The organism is Janthinobacterium sp. PAMC25594 (assembly GCF_019443505.1).
Taxonomy (GTDB): Bacteria; Pseudomonadota; Gammaproteobacteria; order Burkholderiales; family Burkholderiaceae_D; genus Janthinobacterium.
Window position 1 is genome coordinate 3,801,519 of record NZ_CP080377.1, and the last position, 16,577, is coordinate 3,818,095.

The window sequence follows — 16,577 nt, forward strand, 5'->3', positions numbered from 1 at the left end:
TCGGGTCGAGAATGCGAGTCCACTATAGGGCCGCCGCACACGCTTTTTTTCGACTCTTACAAATGCTTACTCCCCTCAAGAGTAACTATACATCGCATACAAAACCGCAACATATGGCAAGCTGACCGCCCCGTTTTCGCGCGTAGACTGAGGCCAGGCACGCTTTTTCCACGGCCGGCCCACGCCGGCAGAGATTCAGGTCTATACTTTCAGGAAAGCGCCGCTCCATGGGGACTGGCGCTTATGCAAGACACGCTAGCTGCAAAGGTGCAATGATGGGCAAACTCAAAAATACCGGCTTGATCGGCCTGGGCGTGGTGGCCGGCGTCGCCGTGTCGCTGCAATTTTCCGCCATGGCGCAAAAGACCGTCGAGCCGCCCCTGCCGCTGGAAGAGCTGCGCCAGCTGGCCGATGTGTTTGGCCTGATCAAGTCCGATTACGTCGAGCCGGTGGAAGACAAGAAACTGCTGGAAGACGCCATTTCCGGCATGGTCGCCTCGCTCGACCCCCATTCCGCCTACCTGGACAAGAAAGCCTACGCCGAGCTGCGCGAAGGCTCCGAAGGCAAGTTTGTCGGCCTGGGCATTGAAATTGGCATGAGCGAAGACGGCTACATCAAGATCGTCTCGCCCATCGAGGATTCACCCGCCTACCGCGCCGGCATCAAGGCCGGCGATTTGATTACCCGCCTCGATGGCCAGCCCGTGAAAGGCGTCAGCCTGGACGACAGCGTCAAGCGCATGCGCGGCGAACCGGGCACCAAGGTGTCGCTGACCATTGCCCGCAAGGATGAACCGCAGCCGCTGGCCTTCACCATCACGCGCGAGGAAATCCACCAAAAGAGCGTGAAGGCGAAAATGGTCGAGCCGGGCTACGCCTGGCTGCGTGTGTCGCAATTCCAGGAACCGACCGTCGACGACATGGCCGCGCAGATCACGGCCCTGTACCAGCAAGACCCGCACATCAAGGGCATGGTGCTGGACCTGCGCAACGATCCGGGCGGCGTGCTGCAGGGCGCCATCGGCGTCTCGGCCGCCTTCCTGCCGAAGGACGCGGCCATCGTCTCGACCAACGGCCAGCTGCCCGACTCGAAACAGGTGTTTTACGGCCGCGCCGAATACTATACCTTCCGCTCGGAAGGCGATGCGCTGGCGAAATTGCCGGCCGCTATCAAGAAAGTGCCTCTGGTGGTGCTGGTCAACACGGGTTCGGCCTCGGCCTCGGAAATCGTCGCTGGCGCCCTGCAGGATTACAAGCGCGCCACCATCATCGGCACGCAAACCTTCGGCAAGGGTTCCGTGCAAACCATCCGCCAGCTGACGGCCGACACGGCCGTCAAGCTGACGACGGCCCGCTACTACACGCCGAACGGCCGCTCGATCCAGGCCAAGGGCATCGTGCCCGACCTGCTGGTCGATGAAAATGCGGACGGCGACGGCTTGAACGGCTTGCGCATCCGCGAAGCGGACCTGACCAAGCACCTGAGCAACGACCGCGACCAGGAAAGCGCTAAAGCGGCCCCCGTCAACGACGAGATGGAAGAGCAATTGCGCCTCATCGCCCTGGAAAAAACCCGCAAGCCGCTGGAATTCGGCAGCAAGGATGATTTTCAATTGCACCAGGCGCTGAACCACCTGAAGGGTTTGCCAGTCCAGCTGGCCAAACCCGAAGCGGTGGTGGTGCAGGCCGACGTCAAGAAAGAACAGAAGAAGTAAGCAATTTGGGGTCAGACCCGCCGGGTCTGCCCCCATCCAGCAGGGGGCGCCATGCCTCCCGTTAACCGGCCCACGCGACAAAAATCAATCTTCCGCCACACTTCTCCCTGCCCCGCCACACGAAACTCTCTACAGTCGAGTCCGTTTGTGTAAAATTTGCTTCACTTATCGGCGCCGCGCCGATTGCCAAATTTGAAAGTTTAACCATGAAACAAGTCGTCATCAGCGGTACCGGACTGTACACGCCGCCATTTTCGATCTCCAACGAAGAGCTGGTCATCTGCTTCAATGCCTACGCGGAAAAGTTCAATGCCGACAACGCCGACGCGATTGCCGCGGGCACGGTGACGGCGCTGGAGCTGTCGAGCGTGGCCTTCATCGAAAAGGCGTCCGGCATCAAGTCGCGCTTCGTGATGGAGAAAGAAGGCATCCTCGATCCGGCGCGCATGGTCTCGCGCATCCCGGAACGGGGCGATGACGAACTGTCCTTGCAGGCGGAAATGGCCGTCGCCGCCGCGCGTGACGCCCTGGCGCGCGCCGGCCGCACGCCGGCCGACATCGACATGGTGCTGGTGGCCTGCAGCAATATGCAGCGCGCCTATCCCGCCATGGCGGTGGAAGTGCAGGATGCGCTGGGCATCGACGGTTATGGTTTTGACATGAACGTGGCGTGTTCGTCCGCCACCTTCGGCATCCAGCAAGCCGTGGCCGCCGTGCAAAGCGGCCAGGCGCGCGCCGTGCTGGTCTTGAATCCCGAAATCACCAGCGGCCACCTGAACTGGCGCGACCGCGACAGCCATTTCATTTTCGGCGACGCCTGCACCGCCATCATCGTCGAAGCGAAAGACACGGCCGTGTCCAAGCACCAGTTCGAGATCATCGGCACGGAACTCAAAACGCGCTTCTCTAACGCCATCCGCAACAATTTCGGCTTCCTCAACCGTTTTGACGAATCCGGCGTGGGCAAGACCGACAAGCTGTTCCGCCAGCAAGGCCGCAAGGTCTTCAAGGAAGTGTGCCCGATGGCCGCCGAAATGATCAAGGCGACCCTGGCCAAGGCCGGCGTGGAAGTGGCGCAAGTGAGCCGCTACTGGCTGCACCAGGCCAACCTGAACATGAACCTGCTGATCGCGCGCCTGATCCTGGGCCGTGACGCCGAGGCCAACGAAGCGCCCGTGATCCTCGACACCTACGCCAACACCTCGTCGGCCGGTTCCATCATCGCCTTCCATACATATCAGGATGACATGGCGGCGGGCGCCATGGGCGTCATCTGCTCGTTCGGCGCCGGCTATTCCATCGGCTGCGTGGTCGTGCGCAAGGTGTAAGCGTTTGGGGCGGGATGCGCCTGATTGCCTCAATTAGGCGCAGATCGCAGTGGATGGCATGCGTTCGCGACCACCTGGACGAAGATATAGCGCAAATTTTTTGTGAAAAAAGCGGCAGGAAAATTCCAGCCGCAGCTTTGTTGCGTTTATACTCAATCGCTGAACAGCCTCTTTTTCCATCCGCACGTCGCCATAAGGAACCCACCACGCATGCCCCATGACATCAGTCTGATCACCACCATCGCCGCCGCCCTCGGGTTCGGCCTCATCTTCGGCTTCATCGCCGCGCGCCTGAAACTGCCGGCATTGGTCGGCTATCTGGCCGCCGGCATCATCATCGGACCGGCCACGCCCGGTTTTGTGGCGAATGCGGAAATAGCCGGGCAATTGGCGGAGATCGGGGTGATGTTGATGATGTTCGGGGTCGGGCTGCACTTTTCCATCGACGATTTGTGGGACGTGCGCAAGATTGCGCTGCCCGGCGCCATCTTGCAGATCGGCGTCGCCACGGCGATGGGCATGGGTCTGGCCCACTGGTGGGGCTGGACCCTCGGTGGCGGACTGGTGTTTGGCTTGGCCCTGTCCGTGGCCAGTACCGTGGTGCTGCTGCGCGCGCTGGAAGAACGGGGCATCCTCGACTCGCTCAATGGCCGCATCGCCGTCGGCTGGCTGGTGGTGGAAGACCTCGTCACGGTATTGGTGCTGGTGCTGCTGCCGGCGTTCGCCGGTATGCTGGGTGGCAAGGTCGCACCGGGTGCCGAGGCCACCAGCCTGTGGCAAACCCTGGCCGTGACCCTGGGGCAAGTAGCCGGTTTCATCATCTTCATGCTGGTGGTGGGTCGCAAGCTGTTCCCGTGGATACTGTGGCAAGTGGCGCGCACCGGTTCGCGCGAACTGTTTACCCTGTGCGTGATCGCCGCCGCCGTCGGCATCGCCTACGCTTCCACCAAACTGTTCGGCGTGTCGTTCGCGCTGGGCGCCTTCTTCGCCGGCATGGTGCTGCGCGAGTCCGAACTCAGTCACCGCGCCGCGGAAGAGTCCTTGCCCCTGCGCGACGCGTTTGCCGTGCTGTTCTTCGTGTCCGTCGGCATGCTGTTCGAGCCGAATATCCTCATCGACAAGCCGCTGCAAGTGCTGGCCGTGTGCGCCATCATTATCTTCGGCAAGTCGATTGCCGCCTTTTTGCTGGTGATGGCCCTGCGCTATCCGCCGAAAACAGCCATCATCGTCTCGGCCAGCCTGGCGCAGATCGGCGAATTCTCGTTCATCCTGGCGGCCCTGGGTCTCTCCCTGGGCCTGATGCCGCAGGAAGGGCAAAGCCTGATCCTGGCCGGCGCCATCCTGTCCATCGCTCTCAACCCGCTCGTGTTCAGCATGGCCAAGCCGCTGCTGCGCGTGATCGGCAACAGCGATTTCGCGCGCAAGTTTGAACGCACCACCGACCCGCTGGCCGAGCTGCCGATGACGGTGCCACAGGAAAAGCTGTCGGGCCAAGTCGTGCTGGTCGGCTACGGCCGCGTGGGCCGGCGCATCGCCGCCGCCCTGATGGAGCGGGGCATCCACTTTGTCGTGGCCGAGGAAAACCGCGAAATCGTCGATCAGCTGCGCAAGCAGGGCATTCCGGCCGTGGCCGGCAATGCGGGCGAACCGGCGGTATTGATCCAGGCGCACATCACGCACGCCACCATGCTCGTCATCGCCACGCCGGACACCTTCCACGTGCGCGCCATGATCGAGACGGCGCGCGCGCTGAACCCGCACATCCTGACGGTGGTGCGCACGCACAGCGAGGAAGAGGCGGAATTGCTGCGCACGGAAAACGCGGGCAAGGTGTTTATCGGCGAGCACGAACTGGCCAATGGCATGGCCGAGCACGTGCTGCAGAGTTTTGAGACGGCGAAGAAGGGGCATGGCCATTAATAACGGCACGTGTAGCGACATCCGGGGTCAGACCCGCCGGGACTCGGCGTCCCCGTCTGACCCCAGCCCTCAATTTACAAACTCGCGGCCAGCTCCGCCCCTTCCCGTATCGCCCGCTTGGCATCGAGTTCCGCCGCCAGCGCGGCGCCGCCGATTTTATGGAAACGCGGGCCGCCTGCCTGTAAGGGCTTGCCATCCTTGTCGACGGGCGGCATGAGTTCCGTCAAGCTGTCCTGGCCGGCGCAGATGACGATATTGTCCACCGCCAGCAGGCGCTGCTCGCCGCCCACGGTGATGTGCAAGCCCTGCCCGTCGATCTTATCGTAGCTCACGCCAGCCAGCATGGCCACGCCATTGCGCGCCAGCGCCGCGCGGTGCACCCAGCCCGAGGTCTTGCCCAGGCCCGCGCCCACTTTCGAGGTCTTGCGCTGCAACAGGAAGATTTGCCGCACGGGATGGGGCGCCACGGGCGCCACCAGGCCGCCGCCGCTTGCCGCATTCAAGTCCACGCCCCACTCGCCCGCCCACGTCGCCACGGATTGCGGCAGCGGGTGCGCCGGGTCGTGCAGCAAATACTCGCCCACGTCGAAGCCGATGCCGCCCGCGCCGATGATGGCCACGCGCGCGCCGACAGGTTTCTTGGCTTGCAGCACATCCAGATACGACAGCACGGTCGGATGCTCGATGCCGGGAATGGCCGGCAGGCGCACCTTGATGCCCGTGGCGACGATGACGTCGTCATAGCCGCCGGCCAGCAATTGCTCGCGCGTGACGCGCTGGCCCAGGCGCAGCGTGACTTCCAGCAGCGCCAGCCGGCGGGCAAAATAGCGGATGGTTTCCGTGAATTCTTCCTTGCCCGGTATCTGCATCGCCACCTTGAACTGGCCGCCCACGCTGTCGCTGCTGTCGAACAGGGTCACCGCGTGCCCGCATTCGGCGGCCACGCAGGCGGCCGACAGGCCGGCCGGCCCGGCGCCGACGACGGCCACCCGGCGTGGCACGGCCTTTTTCGCATAGACCAGTTCCGTTTCATGGCAGGCGCGCGGGTTGACCAGACAGCTGGCGCGCTTGTTGGCAAAGGTGTGGTCGAGACACGCCTGGTTGCAGCCGATGCAGGTGTTGATTTCGTCGGCGCGGCCGGAAGCGGCCTTGGCGACAAAGTCAGGGTCGGCCAGGAAAGGGCGCGCCATCGACACCAGGTCGCAGTCGCCCCGTTCCAGGATGGCGTTCGCTTCGTGCGGCATGTTGATGCGGTTCGACGCCACCACGGGAATGCCCACTTCGCGGCGCAAGCGGCCCGCCACGGAAGCGAAGGCGGCGCGCGGCACGGACGTGACGATGGTGGGCACCCGCGCTTCATGCCAGCCGAAGCCCGTATTCAGAATGGTCACCCCGGCCTGCTCCAGCGCCTTGGCCACCGTCACCACGTCGTCCCAGGTATTGCCGCCCTCGACCAGGTCGAGCAGGGAATGGCGGTACATGATGATGAAGTTGGGACCGACGGCGGCGCGGATGCGGCGCACGATCTCCACGGGCAGGCGCATGCGGTTCTCGATCGTGCCGCCCCAGCGGTCCTGGCGCAGATTCGTGCGCGCGCAGAGGAACTGGTTCAATAAATATCCTTCGCTGCCCATCACTTCGATGCCGTCGTAGCCCGCCTTTTGCGCCAGGCGCGCGCAGCGCACGTAGTCGCAGATGGTGCGCTCGATGCCCCGCTCGCTCAAGGGACGGGGGCGGAACGGCGAGATCGGCGATTTTTTCGCCGACGCCGAGACGACGAACGGTTGATAACCATAGCGGCCCGCATGCAGGATCTGCATGACGATCTTGCCGCCCTCCTCGTGCACGGCGCGCGTCACCTTGCGGTGGTTGGGCACGTCGCCGAGGAAATTCAAGGTGCCGCCGAACGGCAGCAGCCAGCCCTGGCGGTTCGGCGAGATGCCACCCGTGACGATCAGCCCCACGCCACCGCGCGCCCGTTCGCGGTAAAACGCGGCTAGCTTGCCATAATGATAGAAGCGGTCTTCCAGGCCCGTGTGCATGGACCCCATGATGACGCGGTTGCGCAAAGAGGTAAAACCCAAGTCGAGCGGGGCCAGCAGGTGGGGATAGGCAGTCATGGTCGGTCCGATAGATGGTGGTATGCAGGCCGTACGGTAACAAGCATTGCTGGCCACCGCAGTGTATTTCTCTAGACCGGGAGTTCTAAATCGCCGGCCGCGCCCGCCGGCGATGGGTACAGCTTGTGCCGGGCGCTAGTTTCCCGTAGGCTAGGTGACATGAAGCGACTCTTCCTCTGCCTGCTGATGCTGTGCGCCGTCCCCGCGACCGCGCTGGCACAGGCGATACGCCTGGACAAGCTGAAGGTCGAGGTCAAGCGCATCGAGGTCGACGGGCAGCGCATGTATGAAGTCGATGCCAGCGGCAGCGTGCAGGCGCGGCCGGCGTCCGTGTGGAAAACCTTGACGACGTACGAACGCATGAGCGAATTCGTGCCCGACCTCAGCTCCTGCCGCGTGCTGTCGCGCAACGGCAATGAAGTCATCATCGAACAGCAGGGCATGGCGCGCTTCCTGTTCATGAACCACGCCATCCACCTGGTGGTGCGGGCCACGGAGACGCCGTTGACCTCCATCGACATCGCCCTGATCTCCGGCGACATGCGGCATTACGAATCGCGCTGGAATTTGTACCCCATCCCCGAAACGGGCGGTACGCGCATCGTCTTTTCCAGCCGGCTGATGCCGGGCTTCTATGTACCCGGCATGCTGGGCACGACCATGATACGCGGCGATATCGAGCGCATGATGGCGGCGGTGCTGGCGCGTATCGACAGCCAGTACGCAGAAAAAGCAGGTTAAATCAAGCCAGGTACGTGTCGCGGTCGCGGATTTCCGCGAAGTTTTCCAGGCTGCCCAGTTTCACGGTGACGGGGTTCAGGCTCGCTTGCGGCTGCATCGAGCGCCAGGCGAACAGCCATTCCTGCTCAGGCGCTTCGGCGCGCGTCTTGGTGAAGGCGGCGCCCAGGGCGGCACGCTGGCCATACTCGACGACGCCATCGATGCCGGCCCAGCTGGGCAAGGTGCGCTGCACGGCGCGGTGCAGGCGTTCGCCGAATTCTTCCGTATTGTGGATGATCAGACAGGCGTCGGCCGGAGCAAACAGGTCAAACAGTTGCTTGTCCCACACTTGCGAAAAGCTGAGGGTCAAACAATTGCCCGCTGGCATCAGACGGAACTGGCCCAGGCTCAGCGCCAGCTCGAGTTCACTGCGCTGGCCGTAGCGGTGCAGGGTGGGGGGACGTTTGTAATCGTGCATGCTGGACTCGTTCTTCAATAGTAGGGTAAACCGGCGCGCCGCTTACCGTGGCGGGCGGATATGGCGCCGGATGCGCTGGGCTCTGGCGGCCAGGTAAATTTCGCGCAGTAAATAAATAAAACAGCCGATCAGGCAAATCACGGCCAGTACAAAGAAGGCCGCGATGTATTTGTCCAGGGTCAGGTTCAGAATATCGCCCAAAAACAGCATGGCGATGATGACGCAGACGAAGAAACCGCACGCCGTGCTGAGCGAAATCGAGTAATTGATCAGATGGGTACGCTGATACAAGGTATCTAGCTCATCCATATAGAAATCGTTGTAACCGATGTCGAGCCGGTCTTCCAGCACGCGCGTGCGGTCGATGATGCGGCCCAGGCGGTTGGTCAGCACAACCAGCATGGTGCCGATGCCGGTCAGCAGGAAAACCGGCGCAATCGCCAGCTGGATAATATGGCCGATGTCGCCGATCTGTATGTTCATGGATAAGAAGTCGTGGGTTCACACCGGCACCCGACCCTGGCGCCAGCACAGGCCGTAGTGTAGCAGGTGACGCACGCCGGCTGGCCGCTTTGCCAACCGGCGCGTTGTAATGTCATGCGAAGCCGCGCCCCGGCACGAAGCGCTCGGTGGCGCGCACCAGCGCCGAAGCGATGCCGTGCTCGAGCGCGCCATGGCCCGCGTCCGGGATCATCTCCAGCTGCGCGCCGGGCCAGGCCTGCTGCAGGCGGTAGGCCGACAGGGGCGGGCAGATGGCGTCGTAGCGTCCCTGCACGATGACGGCCGGCAAGTGCGCGATGCGCCCCATGTTGCGGATCAGCTGGTCTTCCTCGAAGAAACCGAGATTGGCCATGTAATGCGATTCGAGCCTGCCCACGCCCAGGTCCAGCGCATCGTTCGGCGCATCTTCCGGCTGCGGCATCAGGTACACGCGGCGGCCCTCGAAGCGGCTCCAGGCGCGCGCGGCAGGCCAGTACACGGCGGGGTCGCTGCTGAGGATGCGCTTTACATAGGCGGCCAGCAGGTCGCCCCGCTCCTCCGACGGAATCGGCGCGGCAAATTCTTCGTACAGTTCCGGATAGAACCAGCGTACGCCTTCGATGAACCAGTCGATTTCCGCCTGCGTGCACAAAAAGATGCCGCGCAGCACGAAACCGAGGCACGCTTCCGGATGCGCCTGGCCATACGCCAGCGCCAGGGTCGAGCCCCAGGAGCCGCCAAACACCAGCCACTGGGCGATGCCGAACTGGGCGCGCAGCACTTCGATATCGTCGATCAGCAACTGCGTCGTGTTGTTGCGCCATTCACCCAGCGGCGTGGACTTGCCCGCGCCGCGCTGGTCGAACAGGATCACGCGGTAGCGCTGCGGATCGAAGAAGCGACGGTGCTGCGGCGACAGGCCCGCGCCCGGGCCGCCATGCAGGAACAGCACGGGAGTACCGTCGGGGTTGCCGCACTCTTCCCAGTAAATGGTGTGGATGTCATCGACCGCCAGCATGCCGTGCCGGTTCGGCGACAGGGCGGGAAACAGGGGGGACAAAGAATCGGGCATGGCGGTCCTCGGAATGGCGGTCAGGGCACCAGGCACGATTCCTGGCAACTGTTCCAATTATAGTGCGCCCCCGGCGCCTCAGGCCAGCGGCAAGGGCAGGCGGTTCGACGACTTGATTTCGCGCATCGACAGGCTGGACTGGATTTCCGCCACGCCGGGCAGGCGGCGCAGCACCGTCGAGACGAATTCGCCATACGCTTCCAGGTCGCGCGCCACCACTTGCAGGAAATAATCGGCTTCGCCCGCCACATTGTGGCACGACAAAATTTCGGGAATCGTCGCGATGGCTTGCTCGAACTGCGACGGCTGCTCGCCGCCATGGTTGGCAAACACGACCCGTACAAACGCGACCAGGCCGATGCCCAGTTTCTTGCGGTTGAGCAAAGCCTGGTAGCCGGTAATAAAGCCTTCCTCTTCCAGGCGGCGCAGGCGGCGCCAGACGGGGGTTTCACTGAGCTTCAAGCGCTCGGCCAGGCGCGCGTTGGACAGCCTTCCTTCATCCTGCAACAGCCTGAGTATCTGCAAATCGGTGGCGTCGAGGCTAACTTCTGAAATTTTCATCTAATTTTTGTTTTTATAGGAGTGGAATCTACCCGAATACTAGGGCATGCAGGGCAGGAAAAGCAAGCACATTTCATCGCGACAAGAACATAATGGGGCCCGGCGAGCATGCGGCAAGCTGCCGTTGCTCCCGCCCTTACTTTTTGCCTGTGACCGAGCTGCGCCATGTCCGATTCTACCTTCCTGATGTACCTGCTGGCACTGACCGGCGCCTTTTTATTGCCAGGCCCCGACATGGCGCTGGTGCTGGCGACGGGCGCCGCGCGCGGCGTGGCCACGGCGCTGGTGACGGCGCTGGGTATCGCCGGCGCGCGCGCCGTACACGTGGCGCTGTCGGGCGCGGGCCTGGCGGCGTTGATGGTCACGCATCCGCAAGCCTTGCAATGGGTCAAATGGGCGGGCGCCGCCTACCTGCTGTACCTGGCGCTGCGCCTGCTGCAGTCGGCCCTGTCGACAAGCACGGCACAGGAAGAAGCCGCCCCCGCCACGGCGCACGGCGCCCGCGCCAGCCTGGTGCGCGGCTTCCTGACGAATCTGCTCAATCCGAAGGCACTGCTGTTTTGCAGCATGTTCCTGCCACAATTCGTCGTCGGCGGCGAGCAGGTCGGCATGCAATACCTGCGTCTGGGCGCCGTCCTGGTGCTGGTGGGCTTGCTGTTCGACGCCCTGTACGCCGTGCTGGCCGCGCGTCTGGCGCGCCGCCTGCGTGGTAAACCTTCGCCTTACGGCAAGTTCGTGCTGCCCACCGTCTTCGTCTTGCTGGCCGGGCGGCTGGTGCTGGGCTGAACGTCAGGCGCAAGCGTCACCCCGCCGGTAAAGAAGGCGGGATAGTCGTGCAACAGGCTACGTTCTAAATCGTTGACCTTGCGAAATTGCCGCAGCGTGGGCGCCATGGCCCGGCCCGCATCCCAGCTGCGCCAGGCGTTCGGCGCATCGAATTGCGCCAGCAAGGCGTCGCCCAGGTCCTGGTACACGGCCGCCATCTGCGGTTTTTCCTGCAGCACTTGCAGATACAGCGCGGTCGCTTCGGGCCATTGCCCCAGCTTGGCGCGCAAATTCCCTTCGAACAAGGCCAGTACCGGCTGCTCCAGCCCCGTTTGCTTTCTCAGTTCCTGCACGCTGGCCAGTGCGGCCGCGATGCCTTCCTTGTCCTTGGCCAGCAGTGCGCGCGTCAAGTCATGGATGGGCTGGCACGCCTGCATGGCCAGTTGCTGCTGCGGCGAGAGTTTGTCGACCAGCGCGCCCGTGGAAAAATGGTCGTCCAGCATGCTCAAAAAAGCCTCGAAGGGCTTGTCTGCGGCAAAGAGCTTTTCCGCTTCGGCGCGCAGCGCAGGATGGACCTGGGGTCCCGGCGGCGGCAGCAGCGCCGCCTGCGCCAGCACACGTTCGAGCGCCGGCGCATCGGCCGCCAGCGGGCGGGGCCGGTACGCGGACAAGGTATAGGTGGCCGGTGCGCCCGCCGTCATGGCGCTGATGCGGAAATGGCGCGTGACCTTGCCGCCCACTTCCTGGTAGTGCAAGGTGAAGTCGGCGGGAATGCGCTTGCCGTCGGCCAGCATCTTCAGCACCGCCGGGTGGCCGCCCCAGGTGTAGCGCACATACTGGGCAAACGCCGTCGCATCGTCGCGGCTGGAGGGGCTGCCGGCAATGTCCAGGCGCAACAGGGGCTGCCCGTCGAGCGACCACAGCACGGCACCGTCGAGCACCTGGGGCTGCAGGGCATTGCGCCGCCTGGCCGCCGGCACGGACAGCGCTTGCTCCTCGTACACGAGCGGCGTGACGTGGGCTTGCAAGCCGCCAGCCTCAAGCGCGCCGGCCATGCCCTTGCGGTGTTCTATCTCGAAACGGCGAAAACCCGCCACGTCGAACAGCGAATACGTGTCGTAGGTGGACGCCGCCGTATCGATGACGTGGTGGCGGCGCGTGGCAAAGTCGAGCACGGACAAGCTCTTGCCATCGCGCACGCTGAGGTAATGCGGACCCAGCACGACGTCGCTGTCCTGCGTATCGCGCGCGGGCAGGCTGGTTTTCACGCCGGGCTGGTTGACGCGCTCGGTCGTCACCGTGACGTGGAACGCGACGCTGGCCTGGACCGCGCTGGCGCCCAGGAAAAGAATGACGGCCACGCTGGCGCGGCGCAAGGCAGGAACAAGGGGCATGGAGAATGATGCAGTGAAGAAATGCTGATTCTAAGGCAAATCCGGCGATCCCCAAGCTTTGCTGGCAAGCATAAAAAAAAGACAGCCGCAGCTGTCTCTCTGTTTTACCTCCACAACGATTACGACATGTGCTGGCCGCCGTTGATCGAGATGTTGGCGCCGGTGACGAACGCTGCTTCATCGGAGGCCAGGTAGGCCACCAGGCCGGCCACTTCTTCCGGCTTGCCCAGGCGCGCCATCGGAATTTGCGGGATGATTTTGCTGTCGAGCACTTCCTGCGGAATCGCCATGACCATCTTGGTGCCGATGTAGCCTGGCGAAATGGTGTTGACGGTGACGTTCTTGCGCGCCACTTCCAGCGCCAGCGACTTGGTGAAACCGTGCATGCCGGCTTTCGCGGCCGAATAGTTGGTCTGGCCGAAAGCGCCCTTCTGGCCATTCACGGACGAGATATTGATGATGCGGCCCCAGCCGCGTTCCACCATGCCGTCGCAAACGGGCTTGGTCATGTTGAAAACAGAGTCGAGGTTGGTGCCCATCACGGCATCCCAGTTCGGCTTGTCCATCTTCTTGAACGTCATGTCGCGCGTGATGCCGGCGTTATTCACCAGCACGTCGACAGGACCGATGTCCTTTTCCACGGCAGCCACGCAGGCGGCGGCCGAATCGTAGTCGGCCACGTCGCACGGATACGCCTTGAAGTCATAGCCCATGTCCTTGGTCGTCGCCAGCCAGTCCGCGACCTTCTGATTGCCTGGAGAATAGGTCGTGACCACGCGATAGCCGAGCGCCGCCAGCTTGAAACAGACTGCTTCGCCCAGACCACCCATGCCACCAGTTACCAATGCAACTCTTGCCATTTTTCATCCCCTCAGTGTCGTTCTGTTGCTAAAAAGTTAATTAATTAGGTAAGACAGTCCACAACCGTTGCATCACGGCGGCAAACCGCACCGTACCCAAGCGTAGCGAGCGGCGATGATTTGTGGCCGAGAAGCGCAACTGTGCTGAAGCACAGTGAGCATCGCAGGCCGCAAAGCGCGCCGCGCAGTAGCTTGGGGGCGGTGCCAGCTACTTAGTCGCGTTCGATCGCTAGGGCGACACCCATGCCGCCGCCGATGCACAGCGCTGCCAGGCCCTTCTTGGCGTCGCGGCGGATCATTTCGTGGATCAGGGTGACCAGGATGCGCGCGCCGGAGGCGCCGATCGGGTGGCCGATGGCAATCGCGCCGCCATTCACGTTGATCTTGCTGGTATCCCAGCCCATTTCCTTGTTGACGGCAATCGCTTGCGCGGCAAACGCTTCATTGATTTCCATCAAGTCCAGCTCTTCATGCGTCCAGCCGGCTTTTTTCAGGCACAGACGCGAAGCGGAGACAGGGCCCATGCCCATGACGGCCGGGTCCAGGCCCGACGAGGCGTAGGCCTTGATGCGTGCCAGCGGCTTCAAGCCCAGTTCTTTCGCTTGCGAGGCCGACATCATGATGACGGCGGCGGCGCCATCGTTCAGGCCGGAAGCATTGCCGGCCGTGACGGTGCCATCCTTGGCGAACGCGGGGCGCAGGCCGGTCAGCGATTCCAGGGTCGAGCCCGGCTTGATGTATTCGTCGCTGTCGAAGACCACGGTGCCTTTTTTGTTGGCGATTTCCAGCGGCAGGATTTCATCCTTGAACTTGCCCGCTTTTTGCGCCGCTTCCGCCTTCAGTTGCGACTGCAGCGCGAATTCATCCTGCTCGGCGCGCGTCACTTCGTATTTCTTGGCGACGTTTTCCGCCGTGATGCCCATGTGGTACTGGTTGTACACGTCCCACAGGCCGTCGACGATCATGGTGTCGACCATCTTGAAGTCGCCCATGCGGAAACCGTCGCGCGAGCCGTTCATCGCGTGCGGCGAGGCGCTCATGTTTTCCTGGCCACCAGCGATGATGATGTTGGCGTCGCCGCATTTGATCGCTTGCGCCGCCAGGTGCGTGGCCTTCAGGCCGCTGCCGCATACCTTGTTGATGGTGAATGCCGGGATGGAGCTGGGCAGGCCAGCCTTGATGACAGCCTGGCGCGCGGCGTTCTGGCCGACGGCAGCCGTCAGCACCTGGCCCAGGATCGCTTCGCCGATCAGGTTCGGGTCGATGCCGGTTTGTGCCAGCAAGCCCTTGATTACATGCGCGCCCAGTTCGGACGCAGGAATCTTGGCCAGACTGCCACCGAATTTGCCGACTGCGGTACGGCCGGCGGCCACGATTACGACATCATCCATTTATTTCTCCGATATGCAGGCCACGAGGGCCAAGGTCAAGGTATTAATACAATCCAATGAATCCGGGAAGACACAGCAAGCTGTGTTTCATTCTAGCGCGGCATACGCCGCAGTTCCAGCGCCACACCGCAGGCGGCGGCGATGGCAGCCTGCCTTGCGGTGGCGGCGGGCGGCCTGGCGCGGCGGATAGTCGCTGCCGGGCCGCAACGCGTCTATGTTTGACGAGCGGAACGCGTGTTTTTATTTTTATCATACCCTTCATCGGCGCCGCCGAAAGTGGTTTTTAGAAAATTATTGAAGGGAATAATCAGGGGCACGGGCGTTTGCTTTACCACCTGCACCAGTTCGCCAAATTTTTGACGCGATGCAGCAAACTCACCCTTTGTCACAGTGTCGAATTTCTCCTGGGTTTCCTGAGCAACATCCTTTGCCTGACGGCCATATGCACCGATGCGTTCGATGGCCAGTTGCGACTGCGTGCGCGACAGTTCCAGCAGCGCTTGCGTATCCTTCGCGGACAGCAGCTGATTGCCCGCCACCGTAGCGGCCGCCAGCGCCGCGCGGGCCGCGTCGAGCTGCAAGTCCAGCACGCTGGCGCCGCTCTCGACGGCGGCTTGGGCATACGCTTGCGCGCTGATCAATTGTGCTTCCACCACGGCTTTGCCGGCCAGTGCCCATTGCTCGGAAAATGAAAACATCGTGTTCCTCCCCAAAGAGTAGGCAGCGCCATGTTGCGCCGCACAGTGCTCAACTGTAAGCGGTGGTTCATTGCTGAACCTTGATATTTATCAAGCTTTGCTGTTGGTTTGTTTCCAACTCAACGTTGATCAGGACAACAACTTGATACCATCGAGCGAGGCCGCGCACTGCTCGCGTATCACGCTGACGAAATCGCGCACATACGCCTTGTCCTGCAACTGCTGCGGCACGGACACGTACAAGTCGCTCCACAGGCCGTGCTCGCCCACCGGACGCGCCACCACATAATCGTAATCGACGTAATTCTTGATGGCCCAGTTCGGCAAGGCGGCGATGCCGCGCCGGCTCGCCACCAGTTGCAGCACGGCCACCGTCAGTTCCGCCGTGCGGCGTTCAAACTCGATGCCGGCAGGCCGCAGCACTTCGCGGATCAGATCGATGCGCTCTTCCGGCACGGGATAGGTGATCAGGGTCTCGCCCGTAAAGTCGGCCGCCACCAGCCGGCGCTGCGCCTGCAGCCGGTGCTTCTGCGCCATCACCACCAGCATTTCAAAGCGAAACAGGGGAAACACGGTGAAATCGGGGCCATATGGCGAACCGATCACGAGATCGGCCTCGCCCGAGCGCAGCAAGTCCGCCGGTTCGCTGTGAAAGCCCGACACCAGGTCGATTTCCACTTCCGGCCAGCGCTGGCGGAACGCATCCATCACCGGCATCAGCCAGTCGAAGCAGGTATGGCATTCGAGCGCCACGCGCAACTGCCCCTTGTCGCCCTGCGACAGGCGCGCCACGTCGCGCTCGGCCAGCTCGATCTCGGGCAGCAGCTTGTCGGCCAGCTCCAGCAGCCGGCTGCCCGTGGCCGTAAACGCGATCGGCATCGACTTGCGCTCGAACAAGGGCGCCTTGTAGCGCTCTTCCAGCAAGCGGATCTGGTGCGACAGCGCCGACTGGGTCAAATTGAGCAGCTGCGCGGCGCGCACCAGGCTGCCGGACGAACGCAAGGCACTCAGGGTGCGCAGGTGGCGGATTTCTAGCATCGGGAAATGGGGGGATGTACGTGAATTATTTTCATGT

The 16,577-nt window shown here is 62.9% G+C and carries 15 protein-coding genes; 5 read left to right on the forward strand and 10 right to left on the reverse strand.

Features of this window, described 5'->3' with window-relative positions; genetic code table 11:
* The first annotated feature begins 272 nt into the window (after positions 1 to 272).
* The 3 genes from KY494_RS17085 to ybaL all read left to right on the forward strand — a co-directional run bounded on the left by KY494_RS17085 (position 273) and on the right by ybaL (position 4,963).
* Entirely contained in the window at positions 273 to 1,715 is a 1,443-nt protein-coding gene (locus tag KY494_RS17085) for a S41 family peptidase (RefSeq protein ID WP_219887626.1), read from the forward strand.
* Positions 1,716 to 1,921: 206 nt separating this feature from the next.
* Positions 1,922 to 3,043 carry a beta-ketoacyl-ACP synthase III gene (locus KY494_RS17090; protein WP_219134040.1) on the forward strand — a complete coding sequence of 374 codons (1,122 nt, stop codon included), beginning with the start codon at positions 1,922 to 1,924 and terminating at the stop codon, positions 3,041 to 3,043.
* A gap of 210 nt (positions 3,044 to 3,253) precedes the next feature.
* Positions 3,254 to 4,963, forward strand: a complete 1,710-nt coding sequence (gene ybaL, locus KY494_RS17095) for a YbaL family putative K(+) efflux transporter (RefSeq protein ID WP_219887627.1) — start codon at positions 3,254 to 3,256, stop codon at positions 4,961 to 4,963.
* A 74-nt stretch (positions 4,964 to 5,037) separates the two neighbouring features.
* Here the strand turns inward: ybaL and KY494_RS17100 are convergent, their stop codons facing one another.
* On the reverse strand, positions 5,038 to 7,083 hold the full coding sequence (locus KY494_RS17100) for an NADPH-dependent 2,4-dienoyl-CoA reductase (protein WP_219887628.1): 2,046 nt from the start codon (positions 7,081 to 7,083) through the stop codon (positions 5,038 to 5,040).
* 159 nt (positions 7,084 to 7,242) lie between these two features.
* Between KY494_RS17100 and KY494_RS17105 the strand changes: the two genes are divergently transcribed.
* The gene (locus KY494_RS17105) at positions 7,243 to 7,824 is read left to right on the forward strand and encodes an SRPBCC family protein (RefSeq protein ID WP_257572057.1); all 582 of its coding nucleotides are present in this window, start codon (positions 7,243 to 7,245) and stop codon (positions 7,822 to 7,824) included.
* Between the two features lies 1 nt (position 7,825).
* On the opposite strand, the gene KY494_RS17110 is transcribed toward KY494_RS17105, so the two are convergent.
* The 4 genes from KY494_RS17110 to KY494_RS17125 all read right to left on the reverse strand — a co-directional run bounded on the left by KY494_RS17110 (position 7,826) and on the right by KY494_RS17125 (position 10,394).
* Positions 7,826 to 8,281, reverse strand: coding sequence for a hypothetical protein (locus KY494_RS17110; RefSeq protein WP_219134043.1), 456 nt, complete (start codon positions 8,279 to 8,281; stop codon positions 7,826 to 7,828).
* Between the two features lie 42 nt (positions 8,282 to 8,323).
* Positions 8,324 to 8,764: a DUF2721 domain-containing protein gene (locus KY494_RS17115; RefSeq protein ID WP_101483434.1), complete on the reverse strand. Its 441-nt coding sequence runs from the start codon at positions 8,762 to 8,764 to the stop codon at positions 8,324 to 8,326.
* A gap of 112 nt (positions 8,765 to 8,876) precedes the next feature.
* Positions 8,877 to 9,833, reverse strand: coding sequence for a prolyl aminopeptidase (gene pip, locus KY494_RS17120; RefSeq protein WP_219887629.1), 957 nt, complete (start codon positions 9,831 to 9,833; stop codon positions 8,877 to 8,879).
* Between the two features lie 78 nt (positions 9,834 to 9,911).
* The gene (locus tag KY494_RS17125; protein ID WP_010393611.1) at positions 9,912 to 10,394 is read right to left on the reverse strand and encodes an Lrp/AsnC family transcriptional regulator; all 483 of its coding nucleotides are present in this window, start codon (positions 10,392 to 10,394) and stop codon (positions 9,912 to 9,914) included.
* Between the two features lie 165 nt (positions 10,395 to 10,559).
* Here KY494_RS17125 and KY494_RS17130 point away from each other — a divergent pair, with 165 nt between their 5' ends.
* Positions 10,560 to 11,180 (forward strand): LysE family translocator, encoded by a 621-nt coding sequence (locus tag KY494_RS17130; protein ID WP_258194287.1) that lies wholly within the window; start codon positions 10,560 to 10,562, stop codon positions 11,178 to 11,180.
* Here KY494_RS17130 and KY494_RS17135 read toward each other — a convergent pair.
* The 5 genes from KY494_RS17135 to KY494_RS17155 all read right to left on the reverse strand — a co-directional run bounded on the left by KY494_RS17135 (position 11,117) and on the right by KY494_RS17155 (position 16,540).
* Entirely contained in the window at positions 11,117 to 12,553 is a 1,437-nt protein-coding gene (locus KY494_RS17135; protein ID WP_219887630.1) for a tetratricopeptide repeat protein, read from the reverse strand. The two genes, KY494_RS17130 and KY494_RS17135, sit on opposite strands and share 64 nt — an antisense overlap.
* A gap of 119 nt (positions 12,554 to 12,672) precedes the next feature.
* On the reverse strand, positions 12,673 to 13,413 hold the full coding sequence (gene phbB, locus KY494_RS17140) for an acetoacetyl-CoA reductase (protein ID WP_096233088.1): 741 nt from the start codon (positions 13,411 to 13,413) through the stop codon (positions 12,673 to 12,675).
* 212 nt (positions 13,414 to 13,625) lie between these two features.
* Positions 13,626 to 14,804, reverse strand: coding sequence for an acetyl-CoA C-acetyltransferase (locus KY494_RS17145; RefSeq protein ID WP_099761085.1), 1,179 nt, complete (start codon positions 14,802 to 14,804; stop codon positions 13,626 to 13,628).
* Positions 14,805 to 15,016: 212 nt separating this feature from the next.
* Entirely contained in the window at positions 15,017 to 15,502 is a 486-nt protein-coding gene (locus tag KY494_RS17150; protein WP_219134046.1) for a phasin family protein, read from the reverse strand.
* Between the two features lie 129 nt (positions 15,503 to 15,631).
* Positions 15,632 to 16,540 carry a LysR family transcriptional regulator gene (locus tag KY494_RS17155; protein ID WP_116742914.1) on the reverse strand — a complete coding sequence of 303 codons (909 nt, stop codon included), beginning with the start codon at positions 16,538 to 16,540 and terminating at the stop codon, positions 15,632 to 15,634.
* Positions 16,541 to 16,577: the final 37 nt, after the last annotated feature.

What these genes read in the sequence shown, in the direction of transcription:
- ybaL (WP_219887627.1), top strand. Translation starts at nt 3,254, where the DNA reads ATGCCCCATGACATCAGTCTGATCACCACCATCGCCGCCGCCCTCGGG.
- KY494_RS17085 (WP_219887626.1), top strand. Translation starts at nt 273, where the DNA reads ATGATGGGCAAACTCAAAAATACCGGCTTGATCGGCCTGGGCGTGGTG.
- KY494_RS17130 (WP_258194287.1), top strand. Translation starts at nt 10,560, where the DNA reads ATGTCCGATTCTACCTTCCTGATGTACCTGCTGGCACTGACCGGCGCC.
- KY494_RS17115 (WP_101483434.1), bottom strand. Translation starts at nt 8,764, where the DNA reads ATGAACATACAGATCGGCGACATCGGCCATATTATCCAGCTGGCGATT.
- KY494_RS17155 (WP_116742914.1), bottom strand. Translation starts at nt 16,540, where the DNA reads ATGCTAGAAATCCGCCACCTGCGCACCCTGAGTGCCTTGCGTTCGTCC.
- KY494_RS17105 (WP_257572057.1), top strand. Translation starts at nt 7,243, where the DNA reads ATGAAGCGACTCTTCCTCTGCCTGCTGATGCTGTGCGCCGTCCCCGCG.
- KY494_RS17135 (WP_219887630.1), bottom strand. Translation starts at nt 12,553, where the DNA reads ATGCCCCTTGTTCCTGCCTTGCGCCGCGCCAGCGTGGCCGTCATTCTT.
- phbB (WP_096233088.1), bottom strand. Translation starts at nt 13,413, where the DNA reads ATGGCAAGAGTTGCATTGGTAACTGGTGGCATGGGTGGTCTGGGCGAA.
- KY494_RS17145 (WP_099761085.1), bottom strand. Translation starts at nt 14,804, where the DNA reads ATGGATGATGTCGTAATCGTGGCCGCCGGCCGTACCGCAGTCGGCAAA.
- KY494_RS17110 (WP_219134043.1), bottom strand. Translation starts at nt 8,281, where the DNA reads ATGCACGATTACAAACGTCCCCCCACCCTGCACCGCTACGGCCAGCGC.
- KY494_RS17150 (WP_219134046.1), bottom strand. Translation starts at nt 15,502, where the DNA reads ATGTTTTCATTTTCCGAGCAATGGGCACTGGCCGGCAAAGCCGTGGTG.
- KY494_RS17090 (WP_219134040.1), top strand. Translation starts at nt 1,922, where the DNA reads ATGAAACAAGTCGTCATCAGCGGTACCGGACTGTACACGCCGCCATTT.
- pip (WP_219887629.1), bottom strand. Translation starts at nt 9,833, where the DNA reads ATGCCCGATTCTTTGTCCCCCCTGTTTCCCGCCCTGTCGCCGAACCGG.
- KY494_RS17125 (WP_010393611.1), bottom strand. Translation starts at nt 10,394, where the DNA reads ATGAAAATTTCAGAAGTTAGCCTCGACGCCACCGATTTGCAGATACTC.
- KY494_RS17100 (WP_219887628.1), bottom strand. Translation starts at nt 7,083, where the DNA reads ATGACTGCCTATCCCCACCTGCTGGCCCCGCTCGACTTGGGTTTTACC.